At 47.5% G+C, this 19,073-nt stretch carries 13 protein-coding genes; all 13 read right to left on the bottom strand.

Annotated elements, in window-relative coordinates; all coding sequences use genetic code 11:
- Positions 1–3: 3 nt before the first annotated feature.
- A complete protein-coding gene (locus DEH07_09535) occupies positions 4–1,452 on the bottom strand; it encodes an L-seryl-tRNA(Sec) selenium transferase (protein ID HBY04741.1) in 1,449 nt (482 codons plus the stop codon).
- A gap of 15 nt (positions 1,453–1,467) precedes the next feature.
- On the bottom strand, positions 1,468–2,190 hold the full coding sequence (locus tag DEH07_09540) for a bifunctional demethylmenaquinone methyltransferase/2-methoxy-6-polyprenyl-1,4-benzoquinol methylase (GenBank protein ID HBY04742.1): 723 nt from the start codon (positions 2,188–2,190) through the stop codon (positions 1,468–1,470).
- Positions 2,180–2,947, bottom strand: a complete 768-nt coding sequence (locus tag DEH07_09545) for a hypothetical protein (GenBank protein HBY04743.1) — start codon at positions 2,945–2,947, stop codon at positions 2,180–2,182. The genes DEH07_09540 and DEH07_09545 overlap by 11 nt, the downstream gene beginning before the upstream one ends.
- A 157-nt stretch (positions 2,948–3,104) precedes the next feature.
- Positions 3,105–3,482 carry an S-adenosylmethionine decarboxylase proenzyme gene (locus DEH07_09550; GenBank protein HBY04744.1) on the bottom strand — a complete coding sequence of 126 codons (378 nt, stop codon included), beginning with the start codon at positions 3,480–3,482 and terminating at the stop codon, positions 3,105–3,107.
- A gap of 153 nt (positions 3,483–3,635) precedes the next feature.
- Entirely contained in the window at positions 3,636–5,858 is a 2,223-nt protein-coding gene (locus tag DEH07_09555) for a hypothetical protein (GenBank protein ID HBY04745.1), read from the bottom strand.
- Positions 5,859–5,925: 67 nt separating this feature from the next.
- Positions 5,926–7,065: a glycosyltransferase family 1 protein gene (locus tag DEH07_09560; GenBank protein ID HBY04746.1), complete on the bottom strand. Its 1,140-nt coding sequence runs from the start codon at positions 7,063–7,065 to the stop codon at positions 5,926–5,928.
- 9 nt (positions 7,066–7,074) lie between these two features.
- A complete protein-coding gene (locus tag DEH07_09565; GenBank protein ID HBY04747.1) occupies positions 7,075–7,263 on the bottom strand; it encodes a ferredoxin in 189 nt (62 codons plus the stop codon).
- A gap of 81 nt (positions 7,264–7,344) precedes the next feature.
- Positions 7,345–8,811: a glutamate--tRNA ligase gene (locus tag DEH07_09570; protein HBY04748.1), complete on the bottom strand. Its 1,467-nt coding sequence runs from the start codon at positions 8,809–8,811 to the stop codon at positions 7,345–7,347.
- Between the two features lie 73 nt (positions 8,812–8,884).
- Entirely contained in the window at positions 8,885–12,739 is a 3,855-nt protein-coding gene (addA, locus tag DEH07_09575; protein ID HBY04749.1) for a helicase-exonuclease AddAB subunit AddA, read from the bottom strand.
- A complete protein-coding gene (locus DEH07_09580) occupies positions 12,735–13,712 on the bottom strand; it encodes a hypothetical protein (protein ID HBY04750.1) in 978 nt (325 codons plus the stop codon). Before DEH07_09580 ends, addA begins: the two co-directional genes overlap by 5 nt.
- Positions 13,712–14,719, bottom strand: coding sequence for a hypothetical protein (locus tag DEH07_09585; GenBank protein HBY04751.1), 1,008 nt, complete (start codon positions 14,717–14,719; stop codon positions 13,712–13,714). The genes DEH07_09580 and DEH07_09585 overlap by 1 nt, the downstream gene beginning before the upstream one ends.
- Positions 14,720–14,746: 27 nt before the next feature.
- The gene (locus DEH07_09590) at positions 14,747–15,565 is read right to left on the bottom strand and encodes a modification methylase (GenBank protein ID HBY04752.1); all 819 of its coding nucleotides are present in this window, start codon (positions 15,563–15,565) and stop codon (positions 14,747–14,749) included.
- 1 nt (position 15,566) lies between these two features.
- On the bottom strand, positions 15,567–19,013 hold the full coding sequence (gene addB / locus DEH07_09595) for a helicase-exonuclease AddAB subunit AddB (protein ID HBY04753.1): 3,447 nt from the start codon (positions 19,011–19,013) through the stop codon (positions 15,567–15,569).
- Between the last annotated feature and the right edge of the window lie 60 nt (positions 19,014–19,073).

Consider the following 19,073-nt stretch of genomic DNA (forward strand, 5'->3'; position numbering starts at 1 on the left):
ACTTCACCCCTGGAATATTTCCTTTTTCTCCTCTTTTGACAAAACCCCTGACACTGCATCCAGGATTATGCTTTCTTCTCCCTGTTGGATGGTTCTTAAATCTAAAAGGAAGATGTCTTCCTGCACCCTGCCTAAAACAGCGGGTTCATGAAGCCTTAAAAGCTGGCTGAACCGTTCCATGCTCAATTTATATGGTTTGACAGCTGCCGCAAAGGAAGGCAGTTCCGCCGCAGGCATAGCCCCGCCTCCTATACGGGAAACAGAACTTCTGACGGTTATTTCAGCTTCCTTCCGCACAGCTTCTCTTAATCCAGAAGCCAATTCTTCCGCCCTTAGCCGGATATCTTCCAAACTCCCGGTAATCATCCGCAATGTCGGAATGTCTTCCAGGGCTTGTTCCGGATTCAGGTAAGATCTTAATGTAGCTTCCAGCGCCGCCAGAGTCAGCTTGTCTATCCTCAATGCACGGGCCAGGTGGTTCCTCTTCATTTCCTCAATAATTTCTTTTTTGCCGGCAATAATTCCCGCCTGTGGACCACCAAGCATTTTATCTCCGGAAAAGGTCACCACATCAGCGCCGGCGTCCAGCACCTGTTGTACGGTAGGCTCAGCCGGCAGATTAAAAGACCCGAGATCCGCCAGTACACCGCTGCCCAGATCGCTCATTACCGGCAGGTTAAACTCCCGTCCCAGCTTTACAAGCTCAGAAATACTTGCCTGTCTTGTAAAACCTATAATATGATAATTGCTTGTGTGGACATGTAAAATCAACGCCGTCCTCTCGGTGATTGCCTCCCTGTAATCCTCAACATACGTCTTATTGGTCGTACCCACTTCAACAAGTGTGCAGCCGCCCTGTTTCATAATCTCGGGAATACGGAATGATCCGCCTATTTCTATGAGCTGCCCTCTTGAGACAATCACTTCCCTGCCCCGGGCCAGTGTGTTCAATGCCAGAAGGACGGCTGCCGCGTTGTTATTTACGACCAGATAAGACTCTGCGCCGGTTAATCTTGAAAGAATGTCTTGAACGGCGGCGTGACGCGAACCTCTCCTGCCCGTATCAAGATCAAATTCAAGGTTGATATAACTGGACGCGGCCAAGAAAACAGCCTGACAGGCGGCCGGGCTTAACAACGAACGGCCAAGATTTGTATGTAAAACGACTCCTGTTCCATTGATCACTTTCTTTATATTTGATCCTGCAATCCTTTCAATCATTTCCGCAGTTTCCTGTGCGATAAGATCTTTAAGCTGTTCCCTGGAAAAACCTTTTCTTGAACCTTCGTTATTTCTCAGTTCGCCGCGGATGCGGTCCAGGATACTGCGTACTGTTTCAAGGACTGCCCCACGCGGATACGAATTTAGAAGTTCACTTACTTTGGAAGACTGCAGAATCTCATTTACAGCAGGCAACTTGTTTAAGGTCTTTTCGCCGCTATTTTCATCCAAAATGCTTGCCTCCAATCATACTGTCCCGACATGCACCGAAACTATACCGCCTGTCAGTTCGTGATAGTGGGCATTTTCAAGCCCGACATCTTCAAAAAGCTGCCTGATTTTCTCCTGGTGAGGAAATTCTTTCAGTGAATTCGGCAGGTAGCTGTATGGGCCGCCGGCTCCCGACCAAAAACGCCCTATGGACGGTACCAGGTTATTGAAGTAAAAATAATACAACTGCTTAAACAACGGGGCGCTGGGCTTGGAAAGTTCCAAGGAAACTACCTTGCCCCCCTTTTTTACTACACGTTTCATTTCCCGGATTGTCTTTTCTATACTTGACACATTGCGCAAGGCAAACCCTATGGATGCGCAATCGAAGCTGCCTTCAGGAAAGGGAAGATCAACAGCGTTTCCCTGAACCAGGGTAATCACATCTGAAAACGCTGCTGCCGATATGTTGGATTCAGCCCTGGCCAGCATATTTTCGCAAAAATCCAGCGCCGTTACTTTTCCTTCCGGCCCCACTATTTTAGCCTGCTCGATAGCCAGCATGCCGGTACCGCAACAAACGTCAAGTCCGTTACCACCAGGCTTCAGGTTTAGCTCTCCTGCGGTAAAACGGCGCCAGCCTTTGTCTGAATTAAGGCTCAGTATAGAATTAAGCAGATCGTACCTGTGAGCTATTGCGGTAAATATCTCATGTACATACTGCTCTTTGCTTTTGTTATATTTTCCCTCATTTAGCATAATATAAGTTTCCTTCCTGCAATGAACCGATAAACTGCATCAGCAGTTTCCGGGATTCTCCATGCGGCAATGACTCCAGGCAGTTTAACGCATTCTTAAAAAAGTCTTTAGCCGCTTCAGAATTGCCGGGAATATCCTCCGCGAAACCCAGGGCCATCCCCAGGTTGAATCCCAAGGATTCGAGTAAATGTAAATCATCTTCAGGCGCGCCGGCCAGTTCGCCGCTGATCCTGCAGCAAGCGGCAATTACCCGGCCAGATTCTTTTTCGATAACAGTCATGTAACTATCTGCCGGTTGAGTCCCTTCTTGATCTGTTCTTAGTTTAAGAATACATCCTTCATTAATCTGTCCAATCAAATCTGAGAAAGTACGCAAATAGTTGAATAATCCCGCATCGCATAAGCTTACAAAAACCTGGCTGTAAAGATAATCGCCTATCAAAACGGGCAACTGGCAGTAATCCCGGAAGTAATCAGTCTTTTCCATCAGGCCGTCGTTTTCAAGAACAATTTTATGTATCTGGGAAGCTGTATGAATAAACTGTAAGATTGCCGCCAAATAAACTACCTGCCTGCTTACGTTATTATAAAGATTAGCCGCAAGCAGGATCAGTCCCGGCCTGGCAAGGTTTTTAACAGGGGAAAAATCCATGCGCATGAGGTCTAAAAGACTCCCCGCCCTGATTTTAAAAGCTTTGGATAAAATGCTTTGTACATGCTCCATCTCTGTTTTAAACGAAAGTAATACTTCTTCCACAAATATTCAACCCCTTAATAGGCAACTACATTAAAATTCTTTTTATGGATGGCAATATCCTGCCCAGTTTATAAAAAGCAATGAGCCTTGCAATCCTTCAAGGCAGCAAGGCTCTGCTAATCTTCTTTTAAGCGGGTACTAATAAAAATCCCCCCTATTAATCCTGACCACTGGCTAGCCCTTGCAGCGGCAAAATACCACGTCTTACTTCCTTTGCCGCCATTTCTTTGGCACAAAAATGATTTGTCAAATAATTGCAGGCGCTCCAGGGATCAACCCGATCACCACAGGTGAACACATCAACCGCCGCATAACCCAGTTCCGGCCATGTATGAATTGCCAGATGGGACTCTGAAATTACCACCACGCCGCTGATTCCCTGAGGGCTGAATCTATGGAATACGCTTTCTCTAACCTCTGCTCCTACTTCTTTAGCTGCGTTGACCATTATTTCCTCGACCATTTCCCTATTGTTCAGAATGTCAAACTTACAGCCATAGATCTCAGCCAAAACGTGGCGGCCTAACTGTTTCATCTACATATCTTCCCCCTTTTTTTCTTTTTTAAAAAAAAGAGTGCCGGAATATGTCATTTACCTGACAAATCTATATAAATGCCAGGTTTTCTGGCCATTCCAACCAAATAAAATTGTAACACAAGATCGTTAGATGTCAAATATAAATTTAGATTACTTTTGTTCCTGTAGAACAAGATAGACTATTGGCGGAGCTCCAAAGATCATGGTTGTCGCGGCAGCCACTATCCCCGCGTCGTTGAAGATTAGAGCAACAATGCTTGCCGTAACAACACCGACAAATCCCTTGTATAAATCGGGGCGCTTCTTTCGTATCGTGGCCATAACACCCACAGGCCTGTAGAACAAAAGAGCAAGGCTTACCAGGCTGGCGATAAAAATCCGGGTCCAATATGTATACCTGATCAATTTCAGGTTCATTTCAGTTTTACGCACAATTATGTTTTGTATCTCCTGCCAGCCTCCGGATAAAATCAAGGACGCGTTTCGCCCGAAATGTGACTGGAGTTCGGCGGGCCTGAGCAGATCAATTGCCGGTATTACAGCCACCAGACCTATGATTATGACAGCAAGGTAAATGACGGTGCGCAGCTTGAACTTTACGTTGCAGAGCAGCAAAAAAGTAACCGCCAATGCGGCAACCGAGACGATAGCCCCGCCCATCTTGGAGCCCAGGGCTGGTGAGACCAATACATAAACAGTGATCAGAAAGATTATACCAGTCATAACCAGCAGGGCTTTCCGGTAACGCTCAAACTTGCTCATCAAGGTTGTGCAGCCGATTATTAAAGAACCCATTAGCACTCCCATGTATTCGTTCCCAATCCCGTAAAAGCGTGCGCCGGCTATCGGGTCATAGCTCATTATCGAAGTCTTCTGAAGGGGCGCCCCAACGGCTGTATCCAGGATCAGCAGTCCGGCAGTGGCCAGGCTAAGAAAGATAAACGAACCGAGATTGTGCCGGCGCTCAAACCACCAGGCCAAACAGGTAATCCAGGCAGTCAGCAGGAACAGTTCCAGCGTCAAAACAGGAAATGAGGGCTGGGGTAAAAAAGCGAGCAGCAAATAAACAAGCGGAACTGCCATCACGGATAATAAAAATGGCTGAAGCAGCCGGGCAGCTTTCCTATGGGTGAGGATAAAATAAAGACTGACCAGCAACAGGCCTATCTGGTAAACACAGTACCCCTTTTGAAAGATACTCCGCGCATCGTATGTCAGAGTCAGCTGCTTCTTCATAACGACAAGTTTGTTGAGCTGGTTTTCCGCTTTCACATAGAGCAGGATTTGTCCGTTCATCCATTCGGGCTTTTCTAAACCGAGAAAGCCCAGGATTGTCGGAGCCAGGTCTGTATTCATTAATATTCCCTGTCTTTTAGTTGTCGGTGAGAACAAAACGCCTTCCCGCACCCCTGCGCCAACTGCTAAAATTGCAGAAAGGTAATCATTCTCTTCTCCGGCGCCTTTCCCCGGCGTAGGGGTAACAATCAGCAAAAGATCCCTGTCCGGATCCAGGCGGTCAAGTGCTTTTCCAATAAACTGATCTATCCTTTGCATTGTCCGCTTACGTTCGGCAGCCCAGACCGAATCGGACACATAATTACGAAATTCTTCCAGCCTGGACAGATCGCCTGTTTCAATTACTGTTAGAGCCGTATCACCGGGTAAACGGTCCATCTCCTGAAGAACCCGGGCATAATTTGTACTATACCCGCCTGGAAAACGGTCGTCCATCTTTTCAAGCAGGGAAGCGCTTACATCACCATAGTCCACCATTCCGTAACGGTCCATGGCAACGGACAGAACCTCCCGGCGGAAGCCAATAGTAACATCCGAATTGCCGAGGACAGCTGTTTTTAAGCCCGCTTCGTGCAGACAATCGCCCAAAGCGCCCGGTACGGCGGGGTAAGGAAGTTCGCTGTTAAGCTGACCAAACCTGGTGATATCAAGCTGGACAACCGCCGAAGGAGGAACTTTTCTGCCCGTACGCCTGTAGTATTCAAGCCCTGCAGGCCCGTTATCCTGCTCTTCTTTTGCGTTTAAGCCCATTGCAGACGTCCCTGTTGCTATGATATGTGAACCGGCTCCAATTGTAGCATATGTATTCTCCGAAAGAAGGTTATTACCGGCGGTATTACAGTTCATCAGGCTGATGGCGCCGTTTTGAATAATTTTATGAAAGCCGGTGAGTGAGGGATCAATGAGATCTTCTAAAACCATCCGGTCAACAATCACCATAACGACCTTGTTTTGCTTCGAAGGGCTGGATGTCAGGGGCCTGGCCGTGCCGTCTCCTGTGCCGGGACTTACGTTTTGCATTGCGGCGCCTGGCCATCCCAGGGCAGGAAAACCTGTCAGCAGGGAAATAAAAATCAATAGTACAATAGTGAGCTTACTCTTTTTCATTTTCTGATTTAAGTACCTTAATTTGTTTATTTTTAGATTAAATTAAGCCTCTGTTTGAAAGGAGGTTCTTATATTCCTCTTCAACCTTGCGAACCATAACGGCTGCCGTGAATTTTTCTTTGACCAGAGCTTTGCCCGCCTGTCCTATGGCAGCGGCTCTATCGGGATCAGATAATAAAGAAGCCACTGCAATGGCAAGTCCGGCCGGGTCGGCCGGCTCAACAAGCAGGCCATTAACATTATCCCGGATAATTTCAGGAATGCCGCCCACCCGGGTGGCAACCACCGGACGGCCGGCAGCAAGAGCCTCAAGTATGGTTAAAGGAAATCCTTCGGTCAGTGAAGAGAGCACGAAAACGTCAAAGGCAGGCAAAAGGTACGGAACATCATCCCTCTCACCTGTAAAAACAACCTTGTCCTTGATACCCAGCGACAACGCTTCTTCTTCCAGCTGCCGGTGAAGCGGCCCATCCCCGATGACAACGAAATTAACATTGTAATCCTTGGCCAGCATAGCGGCGGCCTTTAAAAAATAAGTTACCCCTTTCTGGGAAGCTAGACGGGCAACCATGCCGACAACCTGTCCTGAAAGGGGAAGATCCAGGTTTCGCAGGGTAAAACAACGCATTACCTGTGTTTCAAACAATTCTGTTTCGATTCCGTTCTGAATTGTTACAACCTTGTCTTGATCAAGTTTTTCTCTTTTGATTAGTTCATCGCGCAAGGCTTCAGAAACAGTAATTAACCGGTCGGTATACCTGTTCAGCAGCCGTTCGGCAAAAGCAAACAAAGATTTCTTCCAGAAAGGCCACTCTTCATAAAAAATTGAATTGTGCACGGTTAAAAAGACAAGCGGAGTACCCGCCAATCTAGCCGCCACGCGTCCGGCAAGTCCGGCCTTTGAACTGTGCGCATGCAGAATAGTTATTCTCTCATCTTTTAAGATACTGACCAGTTGCTTTACAACACGTAAATCACTTAACGGAGAAAGTTCACCCCGGATGGGCAGCTCAATGGTCTTAAAAGCTAATGAAGTCAAATCTCTGGCCATATATCCGGGACAAGCCACTATAGGATCAAATAAATCCCTGTCACAGTGCCTTAAAAGGGAAAGCAGGTGGTTTTTCATCCCCCCGGCGGCTGGGCGAATCAAGTGTAAAATACGGAATTTCTTCATCCGTTTCCTCTATTTTTCCAGGATAGCCTCTGTAGGACAGTTATGCAGAGCTTCAAGAGCATCACTTTCCAATTCCGAAGGGACTTCCTCCACTATGGTATATGCTTTTTCATCGCCATTCCAGTCGAAAACCAGCGGACAGATGTCTACGCAACTGCCGCAGCTGATGCATAACTCTTGATCTACATAGATCCGCATGATCTTTTTCCTCCCTCATTTCGGAATAACGAACTTATTATTTCATTATTGCAGCATCTTATGCCGCAAATATACAAATATTTACCTTTTCTTAAGCCAGCAGACTGCCTTTTCCAGCCTTTCAACGCATTTTTCTTTACCCAGGGTAACCATTATATCAAACAGTCCCGGCCCCATTGTTTTACCGGAAAGAACAAGGCGCGTCGGATGTATCAAGGACCCGCCGGAAATATCGAGATTTTCTATTAAATTCCGGTAAGCCATTTCTACACCAGGCAGATCAAAGCAGGGGATCGTTTTAATTGCTTCCTTTCCTTGATCAAGCAATTCAGCCGTCCCTTCCCTGTTAAAAAACTTTTTTACTCCCTTTTCATCGTAGTCAAAATCATCTATGTAAAAATAAGAGGATGCGTCAGCCAGTTCAACTAGTGTGTGCACCCGGGTACGCACCACTTCGGAAACTTTTTTAATATAAGCGAATGTTTCTTCGTCCGGATCACCTTTAATAAAACCGCGTGCCTGTAAAAACGGAACCACTTCCCGGGCAACTCTTTCCGGTTCGAACGAGCATAAATACTGCGCATTTAACCAGGTCAGTTTTTTTGTGTCATATATAGCCGCCGATTTAGAGATTGCTTCGAGAGAAAACAAATTGATGATTTCATTCACAGTCATCATCTCCCTGTCATCACCCGGCGACCAGCCAAGCAGGGCCAGATAATTTACCAGAGCCTCAGGAAAAAAACCGTCCAGGCGGAATTCATCAACACTCGTCGCTCCGTGCCGTTTAGATAGTTTGGAGCGGTCAGGCGCAAGAATCATCGGCACATGCGCGAAAACAGGTTCATTAAACCCGAGCGCCCTGTAAAGCAGTATTTGCTTGGGAGTGTTGGAAAGATGCTCTTCGGCGCGGATAACATGAGTTATGCGCATAAGACTGTCGTCTACAACACAGGCAAAGTTATAGGTTGGAAGGCCGTTTGACTTGACAATGATAAAATCATCCATGGTCTTATTCTCAAACTCAACGGCGCCCCTGATTAAATCGTGCACTACTGTTGTGCCTTCCTGGGGCATTTTCACACGCAGTACGGGGCTGATACCCCTGGCTTCCCGTTCCAGCTGATCCTCCCGGCTAAGCAGGCGGCACCTTCCGTCATAGCGCGGCGCAAGGCCTTTTTTCTGCGCCTGTTCCCTCTGCTGGGCCAGCTCCGCCGGCGTACAGTAACATTTATAAACTGCGCCGCTCTTCAACAGGCGGTCTGCCTGGTCCCCGTATAAGCCAAACCTCTCCGACTGCCTGTACGGACCTGATAAACCTGTTGAGCCCGGTCCTTCATCCCAGTTAAGGCCAAGCCAGTTAAGGCAGCTAAAAATACCCGCTTCAGCTTCCTCAAGGTTCCTTTCCAGGTCTGTATCCTCTAAGCGAAGGACAAAAACACCGCTGTTTTTTCTTGCAAAAAGCCAGTTAAACAGCGCCGTCCTTGCTCCCCCTATATGAAGGTTCCCCGTAGGGCTTGGCGCAAAACGAACACGAATTTGTTCCATAATACAGCTCCCTTAAACATATTTGCCAGGCACAATTATACTACCCTATAACTTTACCGTAAAGAAACTGTATTTACAACCTGTATGGTCCAGCTCCAAAAAAGTACAAAAATTTTTCTTTGACAGGCAGCGTTAAGACAGATTGGGCAGCCCTGGCATACATTTCAATTTGGATACGGTAGCGCCCCGCCAGTTCTTTCATCCTTTCCCAATTACCGGAGCTTATATAATCTGTTTTATAATCAATAACTACAAGGGCCCCCTCTTCCTCCAAAAGACAGTCAATAATGCCCTGAACTACAACTGTCTGCTCAACAAAGGCCGTGGATGCAGCCAGGCTTTTTTCGGACAGAGAATCACCTTCAACAGAGCAGGGATATATCTCATGAGCAGGAACAGCTATAAGAAAAGGGGTTTCCCGGTATATTTTATTTGCCGAAAGCACTCTTTCGCCAAGCGGTGATTCAAAGAAAGCCAGAAGATGATCCGGATTTACAACATCGGCCTGGGCTTGCGTAAGTATTTCCCGTTTCTGCAAATCGGCGATTTGAGCACAGATGCTTTCTCTTGTTAACTTTCCGTCCAGGTTCAGATGCCGCATAACCAGATGTACGGCGCTTCCCTTCTCCGCTCCGGTCAAGGCATTTGTCTTTTGCAAAAAATTCGGCCGCCTGGCGCCCTGACGGTGAGCTGCTTTCTCCTCCGGGGAAACAAGCTGCGAATTGTCCTCATCATTGTATAATGAATGTTCACTTAAGCCTGTTACGGTTAATTTTGCCGGTTTGACCGAGAAGCAGTTTAAAGGATAACGCCAGCCAAGCAGATGTTCTATTTTCTCTTCGTCTCCGCATTCCCCGCCCAGAGATTCGAGTTTCCGCACTTTTTCAAGTATCCCGGAGGACTGTGAAGCCGGTTCCTCTTCCACAACCGGTACTTTATAATCATCACCGCAGATTTTTACTTCCCAGCGGGAAAGATCATTAAGGGTATTCAAATCCAGGTTAAGGCCGGTAGTTTGATAAAGAGTTTCCGCATCATGGCGCCTGATCAGGGCGGCGCCCAGCAGGTCAAGAAAAGACCCGGCGGAAATCAAATATGGTTCAAAGGGCTGCTTTTCCTTGAAATCTCCGGCATTGGACCATTTTATAACTTCTTTCCGGAGATCGGAGACACGGCCGATTAAAATAAGCTTTTCACGGGCCCGTGTCATAGCAACATATAGAACCCGCAGTTCCTCCGCTATAGTTTCCATTTTGAGGGCAGCCTTTAGAGCCAGTTTCGGCAGAGTAGGGTAACTGTACCTGTCCGTCACATTGACGAGCTGTGGGCCGATGCCGAGCTTTTTATGAAGAAGGACATTCCTGTTCAAATCCTGGAGATTAAACGGCCTGTCCAAGCTCACTACAAACACTACGGGAAACTCCAGACCCTTGCTCTTGTGGATGCTCATTATTCTGACCACATCTTCGTTTTCCCCAAGCGCTCTTGCGGAACCGAGGTCGCGGTTATTCTGTTGAAGGCGCTCAATATATTTGAGAAAACGGTATAATCCCCGAAAAACAGTTCCTTCATACTGGCAGGCCCTGTCATAAAGGGCACGCAGGTTGGCCTGACGCTGATCCCCTCCGGGCAGTCCGCCGGCGTAATCATAATAACCGGTCTTACGGTATATATCGTGAATCAGGTCCGGTAAACGGCACTGGCGCGACATGGCACGCCATCGTTTCAGCATAGCCAAAAAAGCAACCAGCCTGCCGGATAATTCATCCGAAGGCATCCCGGCGGCGGCCAGTACTGCGTCGTAGAAATCGCCTTCTTTCCGGCAAAGGCGTACTTTAGCCATTCCTTCAACCCCGATACCAACAAGGGGAGACCTTAAAACACCGGCTAAAGGTATATCCTGCCTTGGGTTATCTATCACAGAAAGCAGGGAAATGATTGTCTTTACTTCGGATGCCTGGAAATAACCTGTGGCAGATTCAGCATAAGCCGGAATACCTGCCGCACTAAATTCTTCAAGAAATATTCCTGCCGTCTGTATGGTACTCCGCATCAAAACAGCCATATCCCTGTATGATAGATTTTTGCCTTCCCGTCTCGCTTCAGCAATCATTTCCTTGATCCTGCCGGCAACATACCTTGCTTCAACCCGCCTTCCTTCAATTCCCTCAAAAGATTCCCAAACGGTATCTTCCTGTAATTCTCCGCCAATGCTTTCCCCGCTTGTTTCCAATACATCTTCGTCATCAGGTAATTCAACAGTATTTGGGTTGGAATTAAGGAGATGGAACTCGATGGCGTCGTTTAAAAAGAATGGTGTCAGCTTTTCGGACGGACGGGTCGCGCCAAATTCGAGCGGGCTTTTACTGTAATCAATTTCGCCGACGCCTGGCGTCATCATCAGCGTAAAAATAAAGTTTACACCGTCAATTATGTTTTTCGTGCTCCGCATGTTGTTCGTTAAGCAAAGGTTTATCCCGGAATTACAATTATCTATCTGACAAGTTTCGCTTTCTAAAAAAGCAAACACATTCTGCCTGGCTTGAAAAAGCCCGGGTTCGGCCAGCCTGAACCTGTAAATGCTCTGTTTTACATCGCCGACCATAAAAAGATTTGACCCTCTGGCGCTCTGACGGGAAACCAGGTTTAAAACAGCGTCCTGGACCTCATTAATATCCTGATACTCGTCTACCAGCACATGGTCAAAACGCTCCTGCAGCTTAAGGGCAACTTCCGACGGAACCAGATCACCCGGCTCGTTCCCCGGAGCGCTTAAAATCTGGAGCGCGTACTGCTCCAGGTCGCTGAAATCAACAACGCCCTGGGCTTTTTTAACCTGCCGGTATACTTCATCGAAATCCAGAACCAGTTTAACCAGCTCGTTAACCAGAGGAGCAACAGTTTCCAGTTCGGAAAGATATTCGCCGGGTTCCCGCGAGAAAAACTCCTCAGCCAGACTTTTTAAATTCCTTTTGCCCCTCTCCCGCAATACTTTAACCTGTTTCTTCAGTTCCTCGCCGACATCCTTAGCAGCGCGGCTGAAAGGTAAAAATTGAATCTCCTGAAAAGCTTTGTGCAGCTCCGCCCAGGAAAGGCTGCAGCAGCGGATAAGATTATTAATATTAACCAAATCATCCTGCAAGGCGCCGAAATACCCGCGGGGACCGTCAGGTTTTAAACATAATTCAGCCGCTCTTGCCGTGAACTGGAGGATTGTTTTAAGCCGGCAGGACAGATAATTTTTTAAAACACTTATCCAGGGAAGGTCTTCAAGATCCGTATCCGCAGAGGGATAAAAGCTTTTAACGGCTGTCTTAAGCCAGTTTTGCGGATTGGGCGTGCTCCGGGCAAAATCATACAGGCGTAAAACCAATCCCTGAAGTTCACTGTCATCACGGGAACCCCCGTAGCAGTCAACCAAACTGGTAAAGATCGAATTTTCCTTGCTGTCATAGCGCAATTCAAACAGCTCTTCGCAAGTTGCCGCCCTGAGCAGGGCGGCTTCATCCTCCCCGAGTACGCGTATCGCAGGATCAAGCCCTATTTTAAAAAAGTTTTGTCTGATCAGGTCAAGACAAAAAGAATGTAATGTACCAATCGAAGATTTATTGATCAGCTGCAATTGGCGCCGCAGACGCATGGAAAAAGGCTTTCTGTCAAGCTCATCAGCCAACGCCTGGCTTATTCTGCCGCGCATCTCGGCAGCGGCGGCGTTTGTAAATGTGACGACAAGCAGACGGTCCAGATCAACGGGGTTTTCCTGATTGACAATCAAGTTGATAATCCGTCCGACTAGGACCGAAGTCTTGCCTGTCCCCGCCGAGGCGGAAACCAGGACATTGCAGCCGGTTGTATTTATGGCGAGTTTTTGTTCCTCAGTCCAGTTAATGCCGGCAGACAAACGGCATATCCCCTTTTTACAACTAATTGACGATACCGGTTACAAAAGGCGCCAGTTCCGCATCGCCGGCAAGCTCCTGAAGGAGTTTCTGCTCCGCGTTATTCAGTTTCTCTTTACTCTCTTTACTCTTCAGTTCACGGATGCGTTCCAACTTTTTATATTTGTTGTAATAATCTATGGTATCCCGTAAAAAATCCAGCGCTGCCTTTCCGCTCTGGCCCTTGCCGTTAAGCTCGGCGATTAGCTTGGCGGCCTTCTGGTCGATTTCCATTAAAGGCTGGCCGTGATATTCCCGTTCAACTTCCAGCACAGTGTAGCTGGCGCCTTCAAAGACACTTTGATCGGGATTCAATACGGTCAGATTGCTGTTCAGCGACAATCCTTCCCCGACCGGTTTGTTAAAGCATATAAAATAACCGGGCTGCAGTAGTTTATGGCCCTTTTCCGGTTCTACAACTTCCAGCGTCAAACGCTCATCAATTATCCGATCGTGGTTATTGATGTTTTCAACCAGTGTTAAAAGAGCGGAGGATCCGAAAGAAACAGAAGCCGCATACGGCGCAAGGTGAGGAAAGGTTACGGCGACGCTTTTCGACACATTGCTGACCGCCTCGATTAAGCCAGGATCAATGCCGTCCATGTCATAGACCTGGATCCTGAGGATTAACATATTTTTTTTCACATTAAAATCCCGGATCGTCAAAACAACATCATTGAAGAAATCTCCCTGCCAGCCCTTTTCAACATTTTGCTGTAAAAAGTGAAGGCGCTGAACAGGCGGCTCATTTCCAAACTGCGATGTAGTCACTATGGCGACGTCGTTTTTATCCCAGGGCAGCCAATCATATTTTTCCAGGATCATCACGCCGCGTACCCGCACAGTCAGCGGCTGGGCATTCCCGAAAACAGAAGAACCGTCAAAAAGCCGGTCAAGACGGTCTGACAAGGCCACCGACTCACCAATCCGGGAAGGAGCGCACATCCATCTAATATCCGACATCAAAGATCTTCCTTTCTTTTTTTTATTTGCGACGTACAGCTTTGGCTGTCAGACAGCAAAAGCCAGAGCCCGGCGGCCAATTCCTCAACATAGCCCCTGCCCTTTTGCCCTTCTTCCAGCTTATCCAGCCACCGCCCGGGGATTTCCTTCCTGCCGTGATAGGCGCCGCTGATCGCTCCCGTCATAGCCCCGATTGTATCGGTATCACCGCCGAGGCTGACTGCTTTGACAACTGCTTTTTCAAAGCTGCCGTAGTTCTCCAAAAATATGTATATGGAAGTACAGACCGATTGAGAAGCTTTTACACCATTGCCCAGTTCCCGGACAATTCTATCTACAGACGGTTCAATTTCCAGCAGTTTTCCCGCACAATCAAGTTTCTCCCTGTATTCCCCGGCTTCAGGAGGCAGTGAACTTTTCAGGCTGCGCAAGAAACCTTTCTGATCCAGGGGATACTGGCTGTCGGCGGTCAGGGCAAGGGCGACGGCGGATGCCTGAAGCGCCGCTCCTTCCACAGCCTGAGGGTGGGCATGTGTCAGACGGGCAGACCCGGCGGCGCACTTCCTTAATTCATCCGGACGACCGACATAGAGACAGGCTGCCGGGGCAATCCGCATTGCTGCGCCGTTGCCGTAAGACCCGCCCGGGAACACATTTTGTACAGCCTGTTCCCAGGGTGTTCCGCTTTTAATCAATTGCAGGACCCGTGTTGTCCCGGGGCCATATCCGCGTTCATGATTAAAGTTCCTGGAGAATGTAAGGGCCATATGCTGATCGTTAAAGTCCCCGCATTCCAATAAAGACTCGGCAATCCCGATCATCATTTCCGTATCGTCCGTATAGCTGCCGGCTTTAAGGCGTCCTGGCAAAATCTCCGTTATTTCCCCATACCTTTCCGAGATTTCCCGGGAAGACCAGCCTTCAACCGGCATACCAAGCGCGTCGCCTGTGAAAGTGCCCAAAATAGCGCCCGTAATTTTATCAAGCGTTAAAACATCGGGAAGCATTCTATAAGCCTCCTTTTATCTGAAAAATTAATCATAATTTCTGATCAGAAGTTCGCTGACCGGACCCCTGCCCCCGGCCTGACAGTTGATTGCTCTTCTTGCAAAAAGAATTGTCTGGTTATATGAGGAATAAATTTCCCTGATCAAAGGCGTATCCGAATTGCTCAGCATAACAAAACATCGACGTTGATCAAGCTTTTTAAAAACTTTTGCCAGTCTGTACTGATCCTGCTCACTAAAAGCCTCGGACGTATAGCTTGTAAAGTTCGAGGTCGTTGAAAGCGGTTGATAAGGAGGATCCAGGTAAATAAAAGCTCCCGGCTTGGCAAAATCAAGGACGGAACTAAAATCTCCGAAAATGAGTATGGTTGTTTGCAAAAGGACGTTAGCCAGGCTGAGCCTTTCCCGATCAATAATCCTGGGGTTTTTGTAACGTCCGAAAGGTACGTTGTGCCTGCCTTTTTTATTTACCCGGTAAAGACCGTTGTAGGAAGTTTTATTAAGGTAAAGAAACCTGGATGCGCGGTCGACCGGTTCCATCGCCTCCGGTTCAAGCGCCCTGATCCGGTAGTAATACTCCTTGGAGTTTTCATGCCCGGCAAGCTTGACAAGAAGAGATTCCAGATTATCCCTGACCACAGTATAAAAGTTAATCAGCTCAGGATTGTTGTCTATTAAAACCGCTTTTAACGGCTGCAGGTGAAAAAACATAGCCCCCCCGCCAACAAAAGGTTCAAGATAAAGCTTTATTGTTTGTCCGGGAAGAAAAGGCCTGATTTGAAAAATCAGTTGGCCTTTGCCCCCCGCCCATTTAATCAGGGGCGCCGGTTTTAAGAACTGAACCATTTTATCTTCCTTTACTTAATGCTTTCCAGATATATTCTCTGGCAAGAACCGGGATCTGCCGGTATTCATTTTCAGGCAACAAAGGATCAAACGAACAAACCGGCTTATATTCGCAGTAAGCGCAGGCTGTCTGGCTTTTATAACGGTAAGGTTTTATTTCCGCCGAACCGCCCAGGATTCTTTCCCCGGCAGCGGCAGCCAACTTTCTTAGAAAATCGCGCAGGTCAGCCAGTTGTTTCATAGTAACCATACTTGGGCTGCTATAAAGGCCTCCGTCTTTTTTCAGACCGGCTGGGACAAGATTGGACAAACCGTTTACCTGTTTATCCATTAGCCTGATCACATCGGGTTCGGCAAGGACTAAACCTCTCATTTTCAGGTTTTTTTCTGTCAAAGTTTCAATTTCTCCCGGCTGGGGCGGCCTGGAAACACCTGTTACAGGATCTGCTACGTTAAAGTAAAAAACTCCGGCCGGCAAAGCCTCAACGCCAATCAGGCGGCACGCAAAGCGAACCGCCACATCAAGGTAAATTAGAAGTTGAAGCTGAAGTCCGTAATATATTTTAACCAGGTTGAGTTCTGCAGGGCCTGATTTATAATCGACCACCCGCAAGTAGTGGCCGGTTCCCCATTCGGCGGCGTCTATCCGGTCAATCCGGCCGTTAATTTCCATTTTCAATTCCCCTGCAACGGGCAGCTCAAAGACGGGGATTTGTCCAGGCCTGGAAAAGGACACTTCCGCAGCGACAGGTTGAAAAGCGCTCCGGCTGGCGTGCTTGGAAAGGGAATAAACCGCTCTTTCCACAGTTCTTTGAAGACGGGTGGTCAGATAGCGGTAACGGGGGGTACTTAAAAGGATTTCGTCCCTCAATGTGGGCGCTACCTCGGTAACTAATTCGCCTGCAATCTGATTGCACTGCTCACCGTTTAAATCTTTTAAGTCCTGTTTGCCTTGGAGTGATTTTTCAACGAAAAGTTTGAGGCAGGTATGGTAAAACTCTCCCAAATCTGGCCTTTCCAGTTTAAAAACATCCCTTTCCCTCAATTTTAACCCGTAGGTTAAAAAATGGGCGAAAGGGCAGGAGTAGTAGCGTTCCAGCCGCGATACGCTTGTCCTTAGAGGACTGCCGAACAGAGAAAGGCTTAATTCTTTTTTCAGCGGGCTCTCGTTGTTAGTACTATACAGCCCTGAAAACATGGTTTCGCACCTGTCCCTGTACTGAGGCTGCTTGACAAACCAGTTGTAGACCGAACACCAAAGGGGCGCAAGTCTGCCCGAAGACTTGCATTCTCTTAACTGTACCGCCAGGTAAGCCAGGGATCGCTCCGCCCCGGCTAGATAATGAAGATCCCCGTCTTTGGTCCCCGGCGGAGAAACGGGCAGAAAAACTTCCGCAAGACCAGGGAATGTCTTTTTCAACCGCTGAATAACCGGTGAAGGAGTCAGAGCATACCCATCCTGATCAGACAAAGCATAGCTAATCCATAAGAACTCACTGCTTCTTGTCAGGGCAATGTAAACAAGGAACTGTTCGTTGAAAAGCAGCCGCCGTCCTGAAGGGCTTAAAATTACACCGGCCGCTTCGATATTCTCACGTTCAAAATCAGTAAATAAACCTTTTTGTTCAGGACGTGCGGGTAAGAGGCCATCATTAACACCCAGAACAAAACAGGCTTTGACATTTGGATTTCGCGAACGGTCCAGGGAAGCAATCAGGACCTGATCCAGCCCGGGAGGAATCATCCCCAAACGGATTCCTTCCAGCCCCGTTTGAATTATCTTCAGATAATCCCCGGTTGTAACACGTTCGTCGCCAAGCGTTTCTGCAAGCTGGTCAAAAAGTTCTATTATTGCATCCCAAATTTGAGTGTGCTCCTGTGAAGCGTCAGGATTGCCGTCTTCCCGGGCCTTTTCGGAAAGCAATTTCAATTGTTCAAACACATTGAGGCTGGTAATCAATTCAAATAGTGCCGCAGTTATTTCCCTGACCACTGCGGATTGCGCAACGGCAGCCTGAAAATCGGCAATTTCCTTTACAGCCGCCCTCCTGATCCGGTTTATTTCACTTAGTCTGTTTATTTCCACAGAACCGGGATCTTCTTCCCTTTCTTTCGTATATCTGCGTTCATACTGCCAGTCTTCGGAGTCTGTCCATCGTGAACCCTTTATTCCATGAGCAAGTACATAATTTTCCAGGATATCGATATCATCCTGACTGACAGGCGTAAGGCCGGTCTTTAAGTAATTGAATACAGAATCGTAACTCCATCCGCTCGTGATTACCTCCAGCGCAGCTTTAATCAAAGCTGCCAAAGGATGATGCCCTATTTCACGTTTAATGTCGATAAAGTAAGGAATTCCATAGTCATTAAAAACCATGTCTATTAAAGGCCGGTATATTTCCACTTTACGCAGGACAACTGAAATATCTTTCCAACGGTAACCTTTCTCCCGGCAAAGATGGATTATCTCACGGGCAGCGCCCTCAACTTCAGCATGGCGGTTTGCCGCGGCAATCAGTTTTACTCCCGCCGGCTGATCCTTGTACTGCCCGCCCTTCTGAGCCAGGATATTTTTTTCAAGATGCGCCAGACAGGAAGCATCCTTATAACGGGGCGGCAACTCATTATCCAGGCAGAGAGGTTCTTCTGCAGCAATCCCATACTGGAAGGCCATCGCTTTTATTTTTTCAAGGACCTCCAGACCAGGGTAAAAAACGTCGGTTTCTTCCAGATTGTCCGCTGCCGTCCGGCTGTCCAGGCAGAGTGCGATGCTGACTCTCCGGGCGGCTTTAAGCAGTTCTCCGATTACTCTGTATTCCTGGGAATTAAAACCTGCGAAACAATCGATCCAAACCTCGCTTCCCTGCATAAAACGGGAAATAGCTATTTTTTCAGCAAGTAAATCCAGGTAACAGTCAGGATCAAGATACCGTTCCCCCAGATAATCTTCATAACTGGAGAGCAATAGGGCAAAATCTTTTAACTTATCGGACAGGATGTTTTCTTTTTCAGCAAAACAGGCTGACAAATCAGATAAATGCGAACCCTTTAAACCATACTGTTTTGCTTCACAGATAGTGTTCGAAAGGTTTTGGATAAACCCGGGATAATTAGTCAGCTGTTGAAAGACTTTCAACTCCTTGCGCTTTTCAATCAACAGCCTGCGAAGAATCATTTGTTTGCCAAGTTCACCAACATGTATACGGGATATCCCGCCTGTTTCACTTAGAATATGCCAGGACAGGCGGCGGAAGCTGAGTACCTGAGCCCTATACGTGCCTTTTAAGCCGGTAAGCAGGGAAACCTCCATCTGGAAGGTGACCTGTTCCGGTACAAGAAATAGAAGAGGGAAAGAGGTATCGTTATTGATCTGATTCTGTATCTCTTTTAAACAGGTATATGTCTTGCCTGTTCCGGCCCGTCCCAGAATAAATCTCAAGCTCATCCTAATAAACCACCTGAATACTCACAAATCTTTTCCCTGTTCCTGGAAAAGTCAAAACTA

The organism is Desulfotomaculum sp. (assembly GCA_003513005.1).
Lineage (GTDB): Bacteria > Bacillota > Desulfotomaculia > Desulfotomaculales > Nap2-2B > 46-80.

What these genes read in the sequence shown, in the direction of transcription:
- DEH07_09540 (HBY04742.1), bottom strand. Translation starts at nt 2,190, where the DNA reads ATGCTAAATGAGGGAAAATATAACAAAAGCAAAGAGCAGTATGTACAT.
- DEH07_09550 (HBY04744.1), bottom strand. Translation starts at nt 3,482, where the DNA reads ATGAAACAGTTAGGCCGCCACGTTTTGGCTGAGATCTATGGCTGTAAG.
- DEH07_09560 (HBY04746.1), bottom strand. Translation starts at nt 7,065, where the DNA reads ATGAAGAAATTCCGTATTTTACACTTGATTCGCCCAGCCGCCGGGGGG.
- DEH07_09565 (HBY04747.1), bottom strand. Translation starts at nt 7,263, where the DNA reads ATGCGGATCTATGTAGATCAAGAGTTATGCATCAGCTGCGGCAGTTGC.
- DEH07_09570 (HBY04748.1), bottom strand. Translation starts at nt 8,811, where the DNA reads ATGGAACAAATTCGTGTTCGTTTTGCGCCAAGCCCTACGGGGAACCTT.
- DEH07_09580 (HBY04750.1), bottom strand. Translation starts at nt 13,712, where the DNA reads ATGTCGGATATTAGATGGATGTGCGCTCCTTCCCGGATTGGTGAGTCG.
- DEH07_09585 (HBY04751.1), bottom strand. Translation starts at nt 14,719, where the DNA reads ATGCTTCCCGATGTTTTAACGCTTGATAAAATTACGGGCGCTATTTTG.
- DEH07_09590 (HBY04752.1), bottom strand. Translation starts at nt 15,565, where the DNA reads ATGGTTCAGTTCTTAAAACCGGCGCCCCTGATTAAATGGGCGGGGGGC.
- addB (HBY04753.1), bottom strand. Translation starts at nt 19,013, where the DNA reads ATGAGCTTGAGATTTATTCTGGGACGGGCCGGAACAGGCAAGACATAT.